This window comes from Tepidicaulis sp., from assembly GCF_965222285.1.
Lineage (GTDB): Bacteria > Pseudomonadota > Alphaproteobacteria > Parvibaculales > Parvibaculaceae > Tepidicaulis.
On record NZ_OZ244942.1, the window covers coordinates 3,380,803 to 3,399,786 of the forward strand.

Annotated in this window: 20 protein-coding genes, 1 tRNA gene and 1 pseudogene; 11 read left to right on the forward strand and 11 right to left on the reverse strand. The window is 61.5% G+C overall.

Annotated features, from left to right (window positions below):
• Position 1 precedes the first annotated feature (1 nt).
• Positions 2-77 (reverse strand) — tRNA-Thr (locus ACOQOT_RS16205).
• 276 nt (positions 78-353) lie between these two features.
• On the opposite strand from ACOQOT_RS16205, the gene ACOQOT_RS16210 reads away from it, so the two are divergent.
• From ACOQOT_RS16210 to ACOQOT_RS16220, 3 genes are all read left to right on the forward strand, one after another.
• Positions 354-719 carry a helix-turn-helix transcriptional regulator gene (locus ACOQOT_RS16210; RefSeq protein WP_420560195.1) on the forward strand — a complete coding sequence of 122 codons (366 nt, stop codon included), beginning with the start codon at positions 354-356 and terminating at the stop codon, positions 717-719.
• 81 nt (positions 720-800) lie between these two features.
• Entirely contained in the window at positions 801-1,394 is a 594-nt protein-coding gene (locus ACOQOT_RS16215; protein WP_420560196.1) for an ATP-dependent Clp protease proteolytic subunit, read from the forward strand.
• 11 nt (positions 1,395-1,405) lie between these two features.
• Entirely contained in the window at positions 1,406-2,848 is a 1,443-nt protein-coding gene (locus tag ACOQOT_RS16220) for a cryptochrome/photolyase family protein (protein WP_420560197.1), read from the forward strand.
• On the opposite strand, the pseudogene ACOQOT_RS16225 reads toward ACOQOT_RS16220, so the two are convergent.
• The 6 genes and pseudogenes from ACOQOT_RS16225 to hemC form a co-directional block, all read right to left on the reverse strand.
• A pseudogene (locus tag ACOQOT_RS16225) lies at positions 2,835-2,903 on the reverse strand (DUF2256 domain-containing protein); the annotation flags it as partial. The gene ACOQOT_RS16220 and the pseudogene ACOQOT_RS16225 sit on opposite strands and share 14 nt — an antisense overlap.
• Positions 2,904-2,964: 61 nt before the next feature.
• Positions 2,965-3,915 carry an alpha/beta fold hydrolase gene (locus ACOQOT_RS16230; protein WP_420560198.1) on the reverse strand — a complete coding sequence of 317 codons (951 nt, stop codon included), beginning with the start codon at positions 3,913-3,915 and terminating at the stop codon, positions 2,965-2,967.
• An 8-nt stretch (positions 3,916-3,923) separates the two neighbouring features.
• Entirely contained in the window at positions 3,924-5,501 is a 1,578-nt protein-coding gene (locus ACOQOT_RS16235) for a heme biosynthesis protein HemY (RefSeq protein WP_420560199.1), read from the reverse strand.
• A gap of 16 nt (positions 5,502-5,517) precedes the next feature.
• Positions 5,518-6,840: a mitofilin family membrane protein gene (locus tag ACOQOT_RS16240; protein WP_420560200.1), complete on the reverse strand. Its 1,323-nt coding sequence runs from the start codon at positions 6,838-6,840 to the stop codon at positions 5,518-5,520.
• An 88-nt stretch (positions 6,841-6,928) separates the two neighbouring features.
• Positions 6,929-7,639, reverse strand: a complete 711-nt coding sequence (locus ACOQOT_RS16245) for a uroporphyrinogen-III synthase (protein ID WP_420560201.1) — start codon at positions 7,637-7,639, stop codon at positions 6,929-6,931.
• Between the two features lie 29 nt (positions 7,640-7,668).
• A complete protein-coding gene (gene hemC / locus ACOQOT_RS16250; RefSeq protein WP_420560202.1) occupies positions 7,669-8,598 on the reverse strand; it encodes a hydroxymethylbilane synthase in 930 nt (309 codons plus the stop codon).
• Between the two features lie 161 nt (positions 8,599-8,759).
• On the opposite strand from hemC, the gene tsaD reads away from it, so the two are divergent.
• From tsaD to ACOQOT_RS16265, 3 genes are all read left to right on the forward strand, one after another.
• The gene (gene tsaD, locus ACOQOT_RS16255; RefSeq protein WP_420561961.1) at positions 8,760-9,797 is read left to right on the forward strand and encodes a tRNA (adenosine(37)-N6)-threonylcarbamoyltransferase complex transferase subunit TsaD; all 1,038 of its coding nucleotides are present in this window, start codon (positions 8,760-8,762) and stop codon (positions 9,795-9,797) included.
• Between the two features lie 410 nt (positions 9,798-10,207).
• On the forward strand, positions 10,208-10,438 hold the full coding sequence (locus ACOQOT_RS16260) for a hypothetical protein (RefSeq protein WP_420560203.1): 231 nt from the start codon (positions 10,208-10,210) through the stop codon (positions 10,436-10,438).
• 138 nt (positions 10,439-10,576) lie between these two features.
• Positions 10,577-10,783 (forward strand): cold-shock protein, encoded by a 207-nt coding sequence (locus tag ACOQOT_RS16265; protein ID WP_420560204.1) that lies wholly within the window; start codon positions 10,577-10,579, stop codon positions 10,781-10,783.
• A gap of 94 nt (positions 10,784-10,877) precedes the next feature.
• Here the strand turns inward: ACOQOT_RS16265 and ACOQOT_RS16270 are convergent, their stop codons facing one another.
• Complete coding sequence (locus ACOQOT_RS16270) at positions 10,878-11,513, reverse strand: TetR/AcrR family transcriptional regulator (protein WP_420560205.1); 636 nt, start codon at positions 11,511-11,513, stop codon at positions 10,878-10,880.
• A 107-nt stretch (positions 11,514-11,620) separates the two neighbouring features.
• Between ACOQOT_RS16270 and ACOQOT_RS16275 the strand changes: the two genes are divergently transcribed.
• The 4 genes from ACOQOT_RS16275 to ACOQOT_RS16290 all read left to right on the forward strand — a co-directional run bounded on the left by ACOQOT_RS16275 (position 11,621) and on the right by ACOQOT_RS16290 (position 13,868).
• Positions 11,621-12,625 (forward strand): NAD(P)H-dependent glycerol-3-phosphate dehydrogenase, encoded by a 1,005-nt coding sequence (locus ACOQOT_RS16275; protein WP_420560206.1) that lies wholly within the window; start codon positions 11,621-11,623, stop codon positions 12,623-12,625.
• A gap of 14 nt (positions 12,626-12,639) precedes the next feature.
• Positions 12,640-12,921 carry a YciI family protein gene (locus ACOQOT_RS16280; protein ID WP_420560207.1) on the forward strand — a complete coding sequence of 94 codons (282 nt, stop codon included), beginning with the start codon at positions 12,640-12,642 and terminating at the stop codon, positions 12,919-12,921.
• A gap of 31 nt (positions 12,922-12,952) precedes the next feature.
• Complete coding sequence (locus ACOQOT_RS16285; protein ID WP_420560208.1) at positions 12,953-13,393, forward strand: EVE domain-containing protein; 441 nt, start codon at positions 12,953-12,955, stop codon at positions 13,391-13,393.
• Positions 13,394-13,532: 139 nt separating this feature from the next.
• Complete coding sequence (locus ACOQOT_RS16290; RefSeq protein WP_420560209.1) at positions 13,533-13,868, forward strand: Rieske (2Fe-2S) protein; 336 nt, start codon at positions 13,533-13,535, stop codon at positions 13,866-13,868.
• Here ACOQOT_RS16290 and ACOQOT_RS16295 read toward each other — a convergent pair.
• Together ACOQOT_RS16295 and ACOQOT_RS16300 are read right to left on the reverse strand one after the other, a co-directional pair.
• Positions 13,865-14,404 carry a hypothetical protein gene (locus ACOQOT_RS16295; protein WP_420560210.1) on the reverse strand — a complete coding sequence of 180 codons (540 nt, stop codon included), beginning with the start codon at positions 14,402-14,404 and terminating at the stop codon, positions 13,865-13,867. The genes ACOQOT_RS16290 and ACOQOT_RS16295 overlap by 4 nt on opposite strands.
• Before the next feature lie 7 nt (positions 14,405-14,411).
• The gene (locus tag ACOQOT_RS16300; RefSeq protein ID WP_420560211.1) at positions 14,412-15,158 is read right to left on the reverse strand and encodes a creatininase family protein; all 747 of its coding nucleotides are present in this window, start codon (positions 15,156-15,158) and stop codon (positions 14,412-14,414) included.
• A gap of 255 nt (positions 15,159-15,413) precedes the next feature.
• Here ACOQOT_RS16300 and ACOQOT_RS16305 point away from each other — a divergent pair, with 255 nt between their 5' ends.
• Positions 15,414-16,676, forward strand: coding sequence for a CaiB/BaiF CoA transferase family protein (locus tag ACOQOT_RS16305; RefSeq protein ID WP_420560212.1), 1,263 nt, complete (start codon positions 15,414-15,416; stop codon positions 16,674-16,676).
• 5 nt (positions 16,677-16,681) lie between these two features.
• Here ACOQOT_RS16305 and ACOQOT_RS16310 read toward each other — a convergent pair whose 3' ends face one another.
• Positions 16,682-18,883, reverse strand: coding sequence for a putative bifunctional diguanylate cyclase/phosphodiesterase (locus ACOQOT_RS16310; protein ID WP_420560213.1), 2,202 nt, complete (start codon positions 18,881-18,883; stop codon positions 16,682-16,684).
• Positions 18,884-18,984 lie beyond the last annotated feature (101 nt).

The window sequence follows — 18,984 nt, forward strand, 5'->3', positions numbered from 1 at the left end:
GTGGTGCCGCTTGGGTGACTCGAACACCCGACCCCATCATTACGAATGATGTGCTCTACCAACTGAGCTAAAGCGGCCCGCGAAGGGCCCGGAAGGGCCCCGCAACTTCGCGCTTTTCTACCGGTCTTGCCCCGGTTTGGCAACACTCTTCATAAATCCTCTTGCAGATAAGCGGGGCAAACCTCACCTTTTCCGGGCCTGCCCGCATCAAGAGCCCGGAGAGTGCCATGCCTGCCCTTAAAGCCCGCCTGATCCTGCCTGCCCGCTCTATCCAGAGAGGCGCTCTTAGGTCTATTGGGCGGCGCGCGCGGACCTTCCGCCGTAGAACACAGCATACCAATATACCCCTCCAAATGGCGGGGCCCCGGGCCCGGGCCGCCGTCTCCGGCGCGCTGCGGCGGATGGTAAGGGGCTATGCCCAGCCTCTTTCCGTGCCCGAGCTTGCCCGGGAAGCCGGCCTTTCCACCGCTTATTTCGCCGCCGTCTTCCGCGAGGAAACGGGGCTTGCCCCCCATGACTGGCTGATTGTCCGGCGCATCGACAAGGCAAAGACACTGCTCAGCCGGGGCGAAAGCCCGGCAGCGGTCGCCGCTGCCACGGGCTTTGCCGATCAGGCCCATCTCACCCGCACCTTCCGCGCGCGCACAGGGGAAACCCCGGCAGCTTTTGCCCGCAAAGCGAAGGCCCGCGGCGCAAAAACCGAAAAACCGGCAAGCTGAGAATCCTTCAAGACCGGCCCGCGCGCCCTGCCTAGCCTTGCTCCCGAACAACCGTCAGGGACAACAGGCAGGAGCGGCCCCATGAACCTTCTCATTCCCACCGTCATCGAACAGACGGCGCGCGGCGAGCGCGCCTACGACATTTATTCGCGCCTCCTCGGCGAGCGCATCATCTTCATGACGGGGGAAGTGACAGATGCGAGCGCCAGTCTCATCTGCGCGCAGCTGCTTTTCCTGGAAGCGGACAATCCGGGAAAAGACATTCACATCTATATCAACTCGCCGGGCGGCGTTTTGACGGCAGGTCTCGCCATCTACGACACGATGCAATATGTCCGCCCGGACATCGCAACGCTTTGCCTCGGCCAAGCCGCTTCCGCCGGCTCGCTCGTCCTGATGGCGGGGGCGAAAGACAAACGCGCCGCCGTTCCCAATGCGCGCATCATGGTGCATCAACCGGCCGGCGGCTATCAGGGCCAGGCGAGTGACATTGAAATTCACGCCCGCGAAACCGTTTTCATGCGCCGCCAGGTGGAAAAGCTTTACGCCCATCATTGCGGGCGCACGGAAGAGGAAATGCACAAAGCCATGGAGCGCGATAAGTATTTCGCGCCCGAAGAAGCAAAAGCCTTCGGCCTGATCGATCAGGTTGTCGCGGCCCGCGCCGCGCCCTAGCTCTTTTCTCCATGCGCGATCTCGTTCTCATTCTGGGGGACCAGCTTTCCCCCAGCCTTTCCAGCCTGCGCCGCACGGATAAGAGCCGGGCGCACCTTCTCATGGCCGAGGTCATGGAAGAGGCCGCCTACGTGCCGCATCACAAAAAGAAACTCGCTTTCACTTTTTCCGCCATGCGCCATCACGGCGCGGCGCTGGAAAAAGCAGGCTGGACGCTCACCTACCGCAAGCTGGAGGAAACGGGAAAGGAGGGCTCTCTTGCCCGCGAGGTTGCCCGCGCCGTCAAAGAATACCGCCCGCAGCGCCTGCTTATCACCGAGCCCGGCGAATACCGGCTCAAAAAGGAAATGGAAAGCTGGGCGGAGCGCTTCTCGCTGCCCGTTGAGATTTGCCCCGACACCCGCTTCATCGCCTCCCATGAGGAGTTCGCCCAATGGGCGGCGGGGTGCAAGGACCTGCGCATGGAATATTTCTACCGCGAGATGCGCCGTAAAACGGGCCTTCTCATGGAAGGGGGCGAGCCTTGCGGCGGGAAATGGAATTTCGATGCGGAGAACCGAAAGTCCCTGCCCAAGGGCCAGCGCTTTGCCGGGCCCCAGCGCACCGCGCCGGACAAGACCACGCGGGACGTGCTGAAGCTCGTCGAAAAACGCTTTGCCGCCAATATGGGATCGCTATCGGATTTCTGGTTCGCCGTTACACGCGAGGAAGCGGAAACAGCCCGCAATCATTTTCTGAAAACGGCGCTGCCTCTCTTCGGTGATTACCAGGATGCGATGGCGCGGGAGGAGCGTTTTCTCGCTCATTCCGTTCTTTCCATCTATATGAATGCGGGCCTCCTCGATCCGCTCGAAACGGCAAAGGCGGCAGAAGCCGAATATAAAGCCGGGCGTGTGCCGCTCAACGCCGCCGAAGGCTTCATCCGTCAGATCATCGGCTGGCGCGAATATGTGCGCGGCATTTACTGGCAGCGCATGCCCGGCTACATCGAAGCCAATGCGCTGGGCGCCGAGCGCCCCCTGCCCGGGTTTTACTGGACCGGCGACACGCAGCTGGCCTGCCTGAAAGCGGCGATCGGCCAGACGATCGAGGAAGCCTATGCTCATCACATTCAGCGCCTGATGCTCACCGGTACCTTCGCGCTTCTCACCGGAGTGCGCCCGCAGGAGCTGCATGAATGGTATCTTGCCGTCTATGCCGACGCTTATGAATGGGTGGAAGCGCCCAACACGCTCGGCATGAGCCAATATGCCGATGGCGGCCTGCTGGGCTCCAAGCCTTATGCGGCAAGCGGGGCCTATATCAACCGCATGTCGGATCATTGCAAAGCTTGCGCCTATAAAGTGAAAGAGAAGACGGGCGCGCCGGCCGCCGCACCCTCCCTGCCCGCTTGCAGCGCTCGGAACAATATTTCACCTCGTTCCAATCCCGCGCCCATTTACGCCGCCAGCTGAACGGGCGCGCGCAGGCGGCGCAAATCTTGGAGGGCAAGTCGCGTTTCTTTCTCATGGCAAAGAAATAGGCCGCGCACAGGGCGCGGCCATAGAAGCGCTTTTAAAAGAAGAGTGCCTTACTGCTTTTCCAGAAACGCACGCACATCCGCCGCGCTTTTCTCCGGCACTTCTTCCATGGCGATGTGACCGGCATTCTCATAGATCACGAGCGTGCTGTCCGAAATCGCCTCACCGAACTTATGGGCATTTTCGACCGGGATCAGATAATCCTTCTCGCCCCAGAGAATAAGCGTCGGCACATCGATCTCGCCGAGCCGGGCGGGCAGCACATCGTCTTTCATCCCGTAAAGGCCAAAGCGCTGCACCATGGCTTCCCGGTTGCCCTTGTAGCGGTTGAGATCGGAATAGCGGTCGATCATTTCTTCCGTCACGAGCGTGTCGTCCACGATGACGTTTTTCAGCCCGTCTTCCACCATCGCCCGCGAGCCCATATAAGGCATGAGATCCTTGACGATGGGCGTCGAGGCCATGCGGAAGGCAAGCGGCACCTCACGGTCCGGCGACGCAGGAAAGCCGCCGGAAGAAACCAGAATGAGATGGGAGACTTTTTCCGGATAGGCAATGGTATAATGCGCGGCAATGCCGCCGCCCATCGAATTACCGCCAAGCGCAAAGCCGGTCAGGCCCAGCTCGCGCATCACCGCATCGAGAAACCCCACCATCGAGGCACGCGAATAGTCATCACTCGGAATGGCCCCGGTCAGCCCATGTCCCGGCATATCGACGGTAATGATGCGGAACGTATCGCCGAGCTCCTTCACCCAGGGCTCCCAGGTATGGAGCGAGGCATTGGAGCCATGCACGAGCACGAGAGTCTTGCCGTTCATATTGCCCTGATCGCGGTAATGGGCAACGGCGCCGTCCGGCAGCTCCAGGAACTGAGACTGCGGCCCGGCATATTTGGCAAGATCCTGCTTATCGAGCGCAGGCCGGAAAAGCAGAATGCCGAGCACCGCCACCGCCAGCACGAGAAGGACGGCAAGCCCGCCCAGAATTTTCTTGATCATCTCTCCCCCTAATCGCCGAGCGGGCGCACCCATTTGACCCCGGCCCCCTCATCATCCTCATCCGCGCCCGGCCCCGGATCATCCGGCGTCGGCGGCAGAACTTCCACCTCATCTTTTTTCTGCTGGGCGGGCTGTACGGCGGTAGCGGCCGGGCGCACCGGCTCTTTTTCAATAGGCGCCGTTTCGGCTTCACTATCCGTTTCCTCGCGCTCTACCGGCAGCGGCGCGGAGGCGGAGGGCGCTGCGGCAACCGGCACGATCATGCTTTGCGGCACTTTCCACTCAAAGGCATCGAAGACGCCCGTGCGCGGACAGACCGGCAGCCAGTCGGGGCTGACATAGCCGTCGCTCACCCAGGCTTCATCGCGGGGGGCATGGAGCGCACGGGACAGCCAGTCCCGCGCCCGGCCTCTATTGCCGAACTGCCCGTCTTCGATCTCCGCCATCAATTCACAAATGCGCACGCTTGGCTCGCCCTCGGCGGAACTTTCGAGGAAATGACCGAGCGCGGCGCGCGCAGCCTCCCAGTCCCGCGCACCGATGGCGCCCTTGGCCAGCGCAATGCGGCTTTCTTTATGTTCGGGGTTTTGCGCGGCAAGCGCCTGAATATGGCGCTGGCGCTCGAAGGCGCTTTCATCCCGGTGCACGGTAAGAAAGGTTTCGAAAAGCTCCGGATGCGGAGAAAAAGTCCAAGCCCGTTCGATAAGACGCGCTGCCTTGCGCGCTTTTCCATCCCCTGCATAAAGCCGCGCGGCAAGAGCAACGCCCGGCGCAAAGGCAAGCTCCATCTCCACAGCCTGGGAAACCGTGTTCAAAGCCTCGGCGCGGCGCGCCTTGCCGTTCTCGGACATATCCTCGCGGGCCTCCGCCACAATCTCACGCGCTTTGGCGGTGAGCAGCACGGCGCGGCGGCGGCGCGCCTTATCGCGCGGCACGAGACCGCCCGAGACCATTTTATCCAGCGTCTTCAGCGCGCCGTCCCAGTCCCCCTCGAAGGTTTCAAGCTGAAACACCGCATCCCCGGCCCAGCCGGTGCGCGGGGCTTCTTCCTGCGCGGCGCGGGCATGAAACAGCGCGGCAACGGGATCGCCTGCCCGCTGCGCTTGAATGAAAAGCCCGCGGTGGCCGATGACGGACGTGTCCTTATCCTCCAGCATGGCGGAGAAGTGCCGCTTGGCATCCTCGCTGTCCCCTTCAAGCTGCGCGGCTTGCGCGGAAAGCAGCATGGTCAAAGGCGGGCGGCCAAGGAGCCGTTCGGCCTGCGCGGCGCGCAGCCGCGCCTCGCGGGCATCGCCAGCGGCCACCGCCACCATGCCTTTGGTAAGCGCGAGATATCCTTTGCGCTCCCGGCGCACGGCAATGAAGGCATAAAGATCGCGCGGCGAGCGGAAAAGCCGGCGCGTCATCTGCCAGAGATAGACAAGCCCGCCCGCCAAAAGCGCGATAATGCCTGCGCCCACCACGAAACTGGTGCGGATTTCATAGCCGCGCCAATGGACGACAAGATCGCCCGGCTCCTGCGCGAGCCATATCGCACCGGCGGAAAGCAGCGCAAGAACGAGAAATATAATCAGCACACGGCGCATTGTCTCACCCGCCCTCTTATCCGTTCTCTGCGGCAATGCTTGCCATGACCGCCGTCTGCAGCGCGCCGATCAGCGCTTCACCCCGAACGCGCGCCTCGGCAGCCTGAAGCCAGGGCGCGGCCGCTTCCCCCGCAGGCCCGCTTAATGCCTGGCCGGCTTCCACCGCGCCTTTCAGATTATCTTCGCCAAGACGCTGTTCCATGCGGGCAAGCACGGCTTCAGTGCTCGTCCCTTCCACATCCCCCTGGAGGCGCACGGTGACGAGCGCGCTTGCATTCGCGGCAAGCTTCTCCCAAAGCCCGTCCGCGCCCTCCGTTTTTTCCGCATGGAGGACACGGCCCGCAAGATCGGGGAACCGCTGCTTGAGCGTTGCAAGCGAGGGCACGCCTTTTTCGGCTGCTTCTGCAAGCGCCTCGATATCGGGGCGCTCGCCCGTCACGGCCTTGATCGCTTCAAGCTCGCTTGCAAAGGGCTGGCCGCTTTCAAAAGCGCGCGCGAGCCCGGCAAGCGCGGTGCCGAGCGCGGCTTTTTCCGCGCCCGAGGGCTCATTGACCTTTTCGGTGAGCACGGAAAGCTTTCCGCTTAGATCGGCCACTTGCGGGCCGAGCGCGCCGATCCCGGTTTCAAGCGCATCGAGGCGGCGGTCATTCGCGCCGACATTCGCGGCAAGATCGGCAGGCGGCAATTGCAGGCGCAGCGCATCGAGCTGGCCCTGCAGATCGGCAATCCCGGCTTTAAGCTCGGCAAGCCGTGCATCGCGCGTAGCGGCCACTTCTTCAAAGCGGCTGTCGATCGCGGCAAGGCGGCTTTCCACCTTGCGCGCCTCCTGCTGGAGCGCTGAAAGATTTTCTTCGATGCCGGTCACCCGTTCCGGCTCGAGCGCGCCGAGATCTTCTTCGAAGCGGCTCATCTGCGTGCCAAGGCGCGAGGTCTCCGAGCGGGTGAAATCCATCGCCGCGGCAAGACGGGATTCGACGCTGGCAAGCCTGTCGCCGTCCCCTTCGAAAGCGCCGGGAAGCGCGCCGGAAAAATGCAGGAAGGCACCAAGCGCCACCGCGCCGATGAGCCCGCCGCCAAGACCTGCAGCAAGCACCGGGCCGAGCGTGCCGGAAGCGCCATTGGAAGACGGAGAAGGCGGTGCTTTAGAAGAGCCCTCGCCGCGCGCTGCTTCATCTTCGCGCACTTCTTCGGCTTCTCCTTCGATGATGCGCGGATCGTCCTCGCGGCGCTTGCTGCCCGCCTTCGCCTTCTGGCCGGGACGCAAAATCTCCGGATCGCCCGATGCGCCGCCCTTTTGCGCTTTATCCTGCGGTCCGCCCTTATCCGTCTCGTCGCTCATCCCAACTCCTTCCAAGACCGGCTCCTGCCTGCCGCACCGGTGGCTACACCATAGCCGTTTTTCCGCGCCAAAACCTCCCGCAATGCGCTTAAGCCAGAAGATCGAGCAGCGCGTCCTCATTGGGCGCACCCGCCACGGCAAAATCGCGGAAGGGAAGCCCCTCCAGCACGTCCCGGATACCCGGCGCCAGACAATAAGCGCGGGCAGAGGCGAGAAAATCCGTCAGCCCTTCTTCTTCGCATAAACGCCGGAAAATCTCTCCCGTGCGGCGGGAATAAAAAAGCACGCCCTCGATGCGGCCCGCGCGCAGCGCTTCTGCTGCCTTTGCCGGAAAAGTGTCTGCTCCCGCCGCCTCATAAAGCACGGCGCGGTCGACTTCAAAGCCGTCCGCCTCCAGCCAGGCTTTCAGATCCCCGGCAATCACCGCCCCTGAAATATGGATGAGCCGCCCGGCACCCGGCGCGCAGCGCGCGCGGGCCAGCGCGGCGAGCGCTTTGGCATCGCCCTCCCCTTCCAGCACGGTTTTGAAACCGGCCTCGGCGGCAAGCGCCGCCGTTGTCGGCCCGACGGCGAGAAGCGGCACGTCCAGCCAGGCGTTTAAGTCGGCGCGGCGGGTAAACGCGCGGATGCCGTTCGCGCTGGTTGCCAGAAGCGCCTGCGCGCCTGCCCGTTTAAGCGGTTTTTCGGGGTGATAGCGGATGGTCAGAAGCGGCGCGCACAGCGCCTCATGGCCGAGGTCCTTAAGCCGGGCCTCAAGCGCCGCGCCGTCTTCCTCGGGTCTTGTGACCAGCAGTCGCACCTGCGCCCTCCCTTGGCGGGGCTGAAAGCCTAATGCGTGATGGCGGCCATGAAATCGGGCCCGGCCTGCTCTTTCAAGGCACGGGCGGCGGCGGCCCCGAGAAGTGCGGCCTCGGCAGCCGCCCCGTCGGATTCGCAGCCCAGCTTCTCCGAGCCGTCCGGCTTCACGATCTCGCCGCGGAAATGAATGACCCCGTCTTCCAGCGTCGCATAGCCTGCGATCGGGGTGCGGCAGGAGCCGTCGAGCTCTTTCAAAAAGGCCCGCTCGGCGGCCATGCAGATCGCCGTTTCCTCGTGATTGAGCGGGGCGAGCATATCGGCCAGTGCCTCATCATCCACCCGCCGCTCGATGCCGATGATCCCTTGGGCGATGGCGGGCAGCATTTCTTCCGGGGAAAGCGGCTGTGTGGCGGTGGCCAGCATGTCGAGCCTTGTGAGCCCGGCCATGGCGAGCAAGGTGCCGTCGGCCACTTCATCGGCAAGCTTGCGCATGCGCGTTTGCACATTGCCGCGGAAGGGCACGATCTCGAGATCCGGCCGGTTGATCAGCATTTGCGCGGCCCGGCGCAGCGAGGAGGTGCCGAAGCGCGCGCCCTCCGGCAGCTCGTCGATGGAACCGTATTTCAGGCTGATAAAGGCATCGCGCGGGTCCTCGCGCTCCAGCACGCAGTCGATGATCAGCCCGTCGGGCAGCACGGTCGGCATGTCCTTCATGGAATGGACGGCGAGATCAATGCGGTTTTCGGCCAGCGCTTCCTCGATTTCCTTGGTGAAGAGCCCCTTGCCGCCGATTTCCATCAATTGGCGGTCCTGAAACTTGTCCGCCGTGGTCTGGATGATTTCCAGCACCACATCCTCTTCGCCGAGCCCGTGATGGGCGCGCAGACGGTTTGCCACCGTTTCCGCCTGAATGAGAGCGAGTTTGGAGCCGCGGGTGCCGATGCGAATAGGACGTTGCATAGATGAAGCCGTGAGTGCTAGAGCGTGAACCAACTGGACCGGCCCCTTATACAGCCTTGGCCCCCAAATAACAGGGAGCATCGGCATCACTTTATAAGGGCGCCTCGAAATGCGCCTTTCTTAAGAGGCTGGATGGCGGCGCGATGACCCTCTCCCGCGATATGATCGTTCTGGGCCTGGAAACAAGCTGCGATGAAACCGCCGCGGCCATTGTGCGCCGGGGTGCCGATGGCACAGGCGAGCTTCTGGCCAATCAGATCCTCAGCCAGATAGACCATGAAGCTTATGGCGGGGTGGTGCCCGAGCTGGCCGCCCGCGCCCATGTCACCCATCTCGACGCCCTGATTGCCGCAGCTCTTAGCGAAGCGAAGCTTGATTTTACCGATCTTGACGGCATTGCCGCGACCGCCGGTCCCGGCCTGATCGGCGGGGTTCTCGTCGGACTTATGACCGCCAAGGGCCTTGCCTTTGCCCACGGCCTGCCGCTGATCGGCGTCAATCACCTGGAAGGCCATGCTCTGACGGCCCGGCTGACGGACGAGGCGCCCTTTCCCTATCTCCTCCTTCTCGTCTCCGGCGGCCATTGCCAGCTTTTGGTGGTCGAAGGGGTCGGACGCTATGAGCGCCTCGGCACAACGATCGACGATGCGGTGGGCGAGGCTTTCGATAAGACCGCCAAAATGATGGGGCTCGGCTATCCGGGCGGCCCTGCCGTGGAAAAAGCCGCGGCAAGCGGCGATGCCACCCGCTTTGCCCTGCCCCGCCCGCTGACCGGGCGGGAAGGCTGTGATTTTTCCTTCTCCGGCCTTAAGACCGCGGTGCGCAAAGCGCTGCTCGATCTGGAGGAAGTCAGCCCGCAGGACAAAGCCGACCTTGCCGCCTCCTTCCAAAAGGCAGTGGGCGATATTCTGGCCCGGCAGACCGGCAAGGCGCTGGAGATGGCGGGCGCCCGCCTCGGCCCCACCCCCCGCCTTGTGGTGGCAGGGGGCGTGGCCGCGAACCGCTATTTGCGCACGCGTCTTGAAGAGCTCTGCCAGGAGCGCGGCGCGCAGCTCATCGTCCCGCCACCAAAACTTTGCACCGATAATGGCGCGATGATCGCCTGGGCCGGGGCCGAGCGCCTTGCCCTCGGACTTTCCGATCCGCTGGATATAGCCGCCCGCGCCCGCTGGCCGCTCACCGAGCTTGCGGCTTCCTAAAGGCCCACCCGCATAAAAAAAGCGCCGGCTAAAAAGCCGGCGCCAAGGTCTGAGCTTGGGGCTCAGGGGGGTGCCAGGCCCTCCGTCAATAAGGGGGGAGGGGAGAGAGGGCCCGGCGGGGGATCGGAGGAAACAGACTGGTATTCTCAGAGCGCACTGCAACAAAGCAGCCGGATTAAGCGACCTGCGCGGCCACCTGGCCGATGAAAAGCAGGGCATAGGCGCCGAGGACAACGCCGACGAAGGTCTGAGGATTGGCCAGCTGATGAAGATTGATGTTCAGCATGGGATGCTCCCTGAAGGTCAATATCGCTATCAAACTCGTTTCAAAACTTGCTCGCGGGGCGGGTTCCAAGCCTTTCCGTCCTGCGATGAAAGGGATATGGGAGCCCTTGAATGAAAAACAATGAATGAAATCGATTTTATTCAGCGTTCATTCCATATTTTTTGTGCGATGCACAAAAACTGGCGGAGAACTGGGCTTTTCACCAACGCTGCCCGGCAAAAAATTTTTCACCGCCAAAGCCGATTCACCGCTTGAAGGGCTAGAACCGGCGCACCGAACCGCCACGGCAAAAGCGCCGCAGGGGCGCTCACCGATTCCGCTTGTGTTTCCACGCGGCGAGGCGCAATGTGAATAAGCCAGTTTCGAGCGCTAGGTCATCTCTGCTTCGTTTCGGCCTTCAAGGCGACCCGAGCTATTTGCCCCGAAAACTTGAGCTGCCGTCATGTGCCCGCCGGGCATGTGACTTCTACAATATTTTTGAAAGCGAAAATCTATGACGACCGGAACAGTTAAATGGTTCAACCCCACCAAGGGTTATGGCTTCATCGAGCCTGACGATGGCTCCAAAGATGCCTTCCTGCACATCTCCGCTCTGGAGCGCGCAGGCATGTCCAGCATCAATGAAGGCCAGCGGGTGGAGTTCGAACTTCAGACCGGTAAAAACGGCAAAAGCTCGGCAGAGAACATCAAACTTGCCTAAGCGATCTCTGGCTCTCTAATCGAGAGCAAGATTACGGACTGGCGGCCTCAAGGCCGCCAGTTTTGTTTTGGGCGCTTGGGTTTTAGAAAAAGACTTAAGCGTCTTGCGTAGCCAGACGGGCTTTTTCTTCCGCCGCCGCTTTTAAAGGGCAGGCAAGCCCATCGGTGATGAGCTTGAAGACGCCCTCCAGTTCGAATTCCAGCCGCTCCAGCGAGAGGCGCGAGAAAAGCTGAGGATAGGAAAAGCGCATCGTCGCTGCCTGGATAAACTCGGCGCAGGCCGCCGTATCATCGCAGCGGAACTCACCCGCCTTCACGCCCATGTCCAGAATCTGCGCGATCACATCGCGCTCCCGCTTCAGCCCTTCATTGTGAAAAGACGGCCGCTCGGCGGTGACAATCTGCGCCATGTCGACGATCTTCGGGTCTTCTTCCAGGGTCTCGAAGGTGGAGCGCAGGTCCTGCAATAAAAAGCGCCAGAGCCGCTCGCGCGCTGAAAGCCCCGGCTCTTCCAGAATGCGCTGCAATTCTTCCGCCGTCTGGATCGAGGCGCGCCGGCAAATCTCCTCGGCAATATCGAGCTTGCCCGGAAAATAGCGGTAGAGATTGCCCGGCGACATATCGCAGTCCCCGGCAAGCTCGGCCATGGTGGTCTTGGCATAGCCGTAATGGAAAAAGCGCTGCTTGGCGGCAGCGATGATTTTTTCGCGCATCTCGTCGGGACAGATCATAGAAACGATTGTAGGCTCCGCCGCAGAAGAAACAATGAAAAATGAACAATCAATGATTCGTTCACTATTTTTTCAGGGCAAACCGCCCTTCTCCGGAGCCTGCACCCATGGCTGATACCCCCCTTTCCCGCATTGCCGTGATCGGCGGCGGCGCCTGGGGCACGGCGCTCGCCTCGGTTGCCGCCCGCGCCGGGCGCAAAGTCACGCTCTGGGCCCGGGAAGAAGAAGTCGTGGCCGCCGTCAATAAGGGCCATGAGAACACCCCCTTCCTGCCCGGCATCACGCTCGATCCGGCGATCCGCGCCACCTCCGATTTTGCCGATCTGGCCGGGGCCGAGGCCATTTTGCATGTCGCCCCGGCCCAGCACCTGCGCGCCGTGACCGCCGGTCTCGCCCCCCATCTGAAATCCGGCACCCCGCTTGTTCTTTGCGCCAAGGGCATCGAAACGGCGAGCGGCAAGCTGATGAGCGAAGTCGCCCGCGAAGAAGCGCCCGAGGCGCAGCTCGCAGTCCTGTCCGGCCCGAGCTTTGCCGCCGATGTCGCCCGCGGCCTGCCCACCGCCGTCACGCTTGCCTGCGCCGATGAAACACTTGGCGCGCAGCTTGTGGAGGCGATCGGCGTACCCACCTTCCGGCCCTATCTCAGCGCCGATGTGATCGGCGCGCAGATCGGCGGGGCGGTGAAGAACGTGCTCGCCATTGCCTGCGGCATTGTCGAGGGTAAGGCCTTCGGCGACAGCGCCCGCGCCGCGCTCACCGCGCGCGGTTTCATGGAAATGAGCCGCTTCGGCGAAGCGCTGGGCGCAAAGCCTGCCACCTTGAAAGGCCTCTCAGGCCTCGGCGATCTCATCCTCACCTGCGGCTCGCGGCAAAGCCGGAACATGTCGCTCGGCTTTGCGCTGGGGGAGGGCAAGACGCTTGAAGATATTCTGGGCGCGCGCTCTTCCGTCTCCGAAGGCGTTTATACCGCCGAGGCCGTCATGCGCCTTGCCGCCGCCAAAGGCATCGATATGCCGATCTGCGAGGCGGTGCACAACATCCTTTCGGGCAAGAGCGGTGTCAATGACGCCATCGCCGCTCTCCTTGCCCGCCCCTTTACGAGTGAAGACTGAGATAAGGAAACATCATGCTTTTCTGTATTATCGGCACGGATAAAAAAGACGCGCTCGACAAACGCCTTGCCAACCGGGACGCCCATCTCAAACATTGGGGCGAGAGCGGTACCGTGAAACTCGGCGGGCCTTTTACGAGCGATGATGGAGAGATCATGAACGGCTCCATGCTCGTCATCGATGTCGAGGACCGCGCCGCCGCCCAGAAGCTCGTCGACGGCGACCCTTACAAGGTGAACGGCGTTTTCGAGAGCGTGGAAGTGCGCGCCTGGAAATGGCTGCTCAAGGATCAATAAGCGCGGGGCTCAAGCGGGCGCGGAGGGGAACATGGCTTACTGGCTTTTTAAATCCGAACCTTCCACCTGGGGCTGGGACGACCAGCTCAAACGCGGCGCGAAGGGCGAGCACTGGGACGGCGTGCGTAACTACCAGGCCAATAACAATATGAAGGCCATGAAGAAGGGCGATCTCGGCTTCTTCTATCACTCGGTGGATGAAAAACGCATTGTCGGCATTGTCGAAGTGATCAAGGAACATTACCCCGATGACAGCGACGCCTCGGGCCGCTTCGGCATGGTGGACATCAAGGCGGTGGAAACCGTGCCCGACCCCGTCTCCCTTGCCGACATCAAGGAAGACCCAGCGCTCGCCGAGATGGCGCTTCTCAAACAGTCCCGCCTTTCCGTTTCCCCCGTGCGCGCAGAGGAATGGAAGCTCATCTGCAAAAAGGGCGGTCTGAAAAAAGTGCCGCTTTCCAAGAATAAGTAGAGAGCACCCCTCACCCTCCCACCGCCAGCGGCGGCGGGCCCCTCCCTCTCCCCTGAAGGGGCGAGGGAAAAATGAAACCCTCTCCCCTGGGGGAGAGGGCTCGGGTGAGGGGGAGGCCTCTCAGCAATCACGGCGCCCCATGCTTTTTCTCTGCCGCCTTAGCGATCTCGACAATCCCGGCACGAAGGAAGTCGAGGTGCATATGCAAGGCCGCGCGCAAAACATCTTTCTGGTGCGCAAAGGTGAAAGCATCTTTGCCTACCTGAACATCTGCCCCCATGCGGGCCAGCCGCTTAACGGCATGAGAAACCGCTTTCTCAATCAGGCCGAAACCCATCTTCTCTGCTCGGCCCATGCGGCAAGTTTCGAGATCGAAACGGGCCTGTGCATTGGCGGGCCTTGCGCAGGCAAACACCTAACACAGCTTCCGCTGCACCAGAGCGGCGATGCCTTCTACCTGGCAGAGACGGATTAAATCATCAGCCGCGTGGCGCGCAGATTGTCCGGCATCAAGACTTCAAGCAAAGTCGGTGAGAATGTTTGGGTGGCATTGTCATAGACCGCCAGCAAATAGGTATCGCCCGGCGAGGTCTGCTCATAAGCATCGACGCGCTTGATCAGCCGGTCGGTAATGTCATCGACGCTCTGCCCGCCGAACTGATGGGTAATGAAAACCCGGTAATCGGCCCGCGCCTGCAGAAGCTTGTCGAAATCGTCCCAGACATCGCCCCAATTACGCGCCCATTCGCACTCGCAGGCAAGCACGATGCGCTTCGTCGTATTGCTGCCGCTGTCATCGGGCGTTTCCTGTGCCCAGGTCACATCATAGACCCACTCGCCGCGCACCTGCTGCGCCTCGATGCCATTGGCATAAACGATGTGATCGCGCTCGGCGCCAAGCTCGGCAAGCTCGCTCTTGATGCAGCGCGTCCAATCGCGGTCATAAGCATCGGGCAGTTTCGCGGGCACTTCGTTCAGAAGAGCGGTGATCTTTTGATAGACGTCCTGCATAAATCCTCTAACTGGTCGTGAAAGTTTTGAAGTCTTCGGCAAGGCTCTTGGCCGAAAGCTGGATCAGCTTTTCGCCGTCTTCGATACGCGCAAGCGAAGGATCGGAACCGATGCGCCCGTCGGGAAATTTCGCCCGGTAATCTTCCGCATCCGTGAAACGGCCCGATGGCGCGATGGCCGGCTCCATCACCGCGTGCTTGACCGCGTCGGGAAAGGCGGCATACGTAACGGCCACTTCCGAGGGCGTTGCATGGCTGCCATGGGCACTGCCATAGGTCTGCTTGCAATAATCGAGCACCGGCTTGAAGTCCCACCAATTGACGAGACGGCATTTGACGGCGCGCCGGTTATCCCCTTCCCGGCCAAGGCTGCGGTCCGCATAAATTTCCGAAAAAGCGGCCTGAATGGTCGCGATATTGCCGCCATGACCGTTGAAGAAATAAATCCGGTCAAAGCCGTGCCGGCTGAGCGAGGCCACCCAATCGTAAATCGCCGCGATCATCGTCGAAGGACGCAGCGTCATGGACCCGGCAAAGCCCATATGATGCTGGGCGATGCCGACATTGAAAGTGGGCGCGATCAGCATTTGCGTTTCTTCCGCCGCTTTGCGCGCAATCACTTCCGGACAGATCGCATCCGTGCCGATCAGCCCGTTCGGCCCATGCTGTTCGGTCGAGCCGATCGGAATAAGAACGCCTTTCGAGCACTCCAGATAGGCTTCGACTTCCGGCCAGCTTGCGTGATGCAGCAGCATATACATGTCCTTCAGGGCGTGAGTGAGGGGCAAGTCTAGCCGCCGGGAGGCAAAATACCAAACCGGCGCCCATAACAAGGTGCAGAAGGGCGACGCAAAACCCCCGCTAAACGCAAGGGAAAGCCGGGCCTCGCTTTCGGTGCCCCGCTCCTCACTTGACCTTTACCGGCTGCGGCGGGAAAACGGCGCGGGGGCGGCCGGGTTCTGTGATATATCTGCGCGCGGCCCACGCGTTGCGGCAAGAGGAGAAGAAACGTGAGCAAGAAGAACGAACTGGAACAAGAAGCCACCGGCCCCTTGAAAGGCGTGCGCATCGTCGATCTGACCAGTGTCGTCTTCGGCGCTTACGCCACGCAGATCCTGGCCGATATGGGCGCGGAAGTGATGAAAGTCGAAGCGCCGTCCGCCACCGGCGGCGGCGGCATGGGCGGCGATATCATGCGCTGGCCGGGTCACCCGCCGGAAGGCGCGCCTGCCGATCTCGGCCCCATCTTCATGACCATCAACCGCAACAAGCGCTCCGTGCTGCTCAATCTCGGCGATGAAAAAGCGCGCGAGGCGTTTTTGAAACTCGTGGCGACGGCCGATGTCGTCGTCTCCAACATTCGTTATGAAGGCATGAAGCGCCTCGGCATCTCCTATGACGATGTGAAAGCGGTAAAACCCGACATTATCTTTGCCCATGCCGCAGGTTACGGCTCGAACGGACCTTATGCGGGCCTGCCCGCCTATGACGATCTCATTCAGGCAGGCTCCGGCATGGCGGACCTTCTGCCGCGCATGGACGGCAACGAAGCCCCCCGCTATATGCCCACCATCATCGGCGATAAGGTCTCCGGCCTCTTTCTCGTCTCCGCGATCACCAGCGCGCTCTTTCATAAAGAACGAACGGGTGAGGGGCAGTTCGTGGAAGTGCCGATGCTGGAATCCGTCACCTCCTTCGTGCTCGCCGAACATTTCTACGATCATGTCTACGATCCGCCGACCGGCGAGTGGACCTATGGGCGCATCACCAATCCGGACCGGCGCCCTTACAAGACAAAGGACGGCTATATCGGCCTCCTTCCCTATTCGGACAAGCAATGGGAAAACTTCTTCGAGCTGGCGGGCCGCAAGGACGAATATCTCAGCGATCCGCGCTTCAAGGATTACAAAGCGCGCACGAAACATATCCGCGAGCTTTATGCGATGATCGAGGAGACGACGCAGCTCAAGACGACGGGAGAATGGCTGAAAGTATTGCAGCCGCTTTCCATCCCTGCTGTAAAAATGAACAAGCTGGACGATCTGCAGGACGATCCGCATTTCAAGGAAGTGGATTTCTTTGCCCGCTACGAGCACCCGGATGCGGGCGGTTATTTCGCGCTGCGCCCGCCCGTGCGCTTTGCCGAAACGCCTTCCAATATCCGCCGTCACCCGCCGCGCCTTGGCGAGCAAACCGAAGAAGTGCTGAAGGAAGCCGGGCTCAGCGATGAGGAAATCGCGGCGCTGCGCGCGGGGCGAAAAGCGGCCGAGTAAGAGCCTTAAGCCTGCGCGGTGCCGGAGGCCGGGGCCGCGCCCTCTTCGTGCTGCTCTTCCAAGAGCGCCTGATATTCGGCAAGGTCGAGCGGCTTGTTGAAATAAAAGCCCTGCAATTCATCGCAGCCCATGGCGGTCAGAAGATCGGCCTGCGAGGCCGTTTCAACGCCTTCCGCCACCACGCAGAGCCCAAGCCCCTTGCCGATTTCCACGATCTGCCGTGTAAGCAGCGCATCGGGCGCATGCGTCAGGCGCTGCACGAAAGAGCGGTCGATCTTCAGCTTGTGCACCTGGAACTGGTGCAGATAGGCAAGCGAGGAATAGCCGGTGCCGAAATCGTCGATCAGAAGCTCGACGCCCATGCCGGCAAGCTCGGCCAATTGTTCCTGCACCCGCTCGCGGTCGCTCAGCAGAGAGGATTCCGTCATTTCCACTTGCAAGAGAGACGGCGGCACCTCGAGCTCGCCGAGAAGCGCGCCGATTTCCTGCGCCTGGTCCTGCAGCATCAAATCGGCAGCGGAAAGATTGAGCGAGACAGGAAGCGGCTCAAGCCCCATCGCCATCCAGGAGCGCAGCTGGAAGACCGCCGTCTGCACCACCCAGCGGCTCAGCACGGTGATGAACCCCGTTTCCTCCGCAATCGGAATGAACTGATCGGGGGGAATGGGCCCGCGCTCCGGATGTTCCCAGCGCAAGAGCGCTTCAGCGGCGATGGGTTTGCGGGTGCGCGCGCACATGCGCGGATGATAGACGAGACGGAATTCACCGCGCTCGATCGCCTGGCGCATATCCTGCTGCAATTGCCCGCGCTCATGCACTTCTTCGGTCAGCCTGTCATCGACGACGAAATACTGCCCGCGCCCAAGTTCCTTGGCTTTGTAAAGCGCCATATCGGCATAGCGCATCAGCTCGTTCGAGAGCCCGTTATGCCAGGGATAGATGGCGATGCCGATGGAGCAGCCGACATTGACCATATTGCCGATCACTTCATAAGGCGCGGAAATCTCGCTGATCAGCGCGCCGGCCAATTCCTCGATGGCCGGAATACTGTCGAGGCGGCGGTAAAGAATGGCGAACTCGTCCCCGCCGAGCCGCGCGATCTGGCAGCTTTCCGGCGAGAGATCCTGCAGGCGCGTCGCGGCCTGAATAAGAAGCTGGTCGCCTGCTTCATGACCGAGCGTGTCGTTGACGTTTTTAAAACGATCGAGATCGATCAACAAAAGCCCGAAGACTTCGCCCGTCTCTTCCGTCTCGCGCACCGCATCGGCCATCAGATCGGCGAATGTCTGACGGTTATAAAGGCCGGTCAGTACGTCGAATTGCGCGCGCTGGCGCAATTCGTCTTCAAGACGCTTGCGCTCGGTCTGGTCGTGCATGATCACATAAGCGCAAGGCTGGCCGTTATGCTCGATCAGCACGCAGGAAATGAACGCCCAGAATTCATCGCCGTTGATTTTCTTCAGCCGCGCTTCGCGGCCCGTCGAATAACCTTGGGCAAGAAGGTCGGCGCGCAGCTGCGCGAGATCGGCTTTCTCGACGAAGAAGTCCGGCGTCTTCAAAGTGCCGCCATCACTCGCCACACCGAAAAGCTCGTTCGCCATGGCATTGGTGTAGATCACCTGGCGCGTATAAAGATTGGTGATGATGAGCGGGAACGGCGCCGCGGAAACGAGAGAGCGGAAATGCTCCTCGTTCTTTTGCAGCTGCTCGAGCATTTCCACACGCTCGGTAATATCTTCGATCGACCCGCCCACCGCATGAACATGTGCGCTCTTGTCGCGCAGCGCATAGCCGCGCGCGCGGATCCAGCGATAGCCGTCTTCCGACAGAAACCGCACTTCGATGTCGTACGCCTCGCCCTGGTCCACCTGGCCGCGAATGGCGGTGATGAGTGTTTCCCGGTCATCTGGATGCGCGCGCTCGGCCAGCGCATCGGTGAGCCCCGCCCGTGCCCGCTTTTCGATCCCCAAGAGACGCCAGGCATTGGAAGAGAAATTGAACTCACCGGATTTCAAGTCCCAGAACCATGAGCCGAAGGCTGAGTTCTCCTCGGCGGTATTGACCTGATTTTCGTGAAACTGAAGCTGGGCCTCGGCCTGCTTGGCCCGGGCACGCGCCGCCGCAGCCCGGCGCCCCGGCGCGCGGGCGCGCGCGGAAGCTGCCAGAAATCCCCGTCTTTTTGTTTCTCGTCTTAGAACACGTGCCACACTGTCCCTCCCTCACAAACGATCATGTAAGGAGGAAATGAACCAAATCTTTCCGGGGCTTACGCAGATTGCCAAAAACTTGGGCACAGTTAACCCTGCGT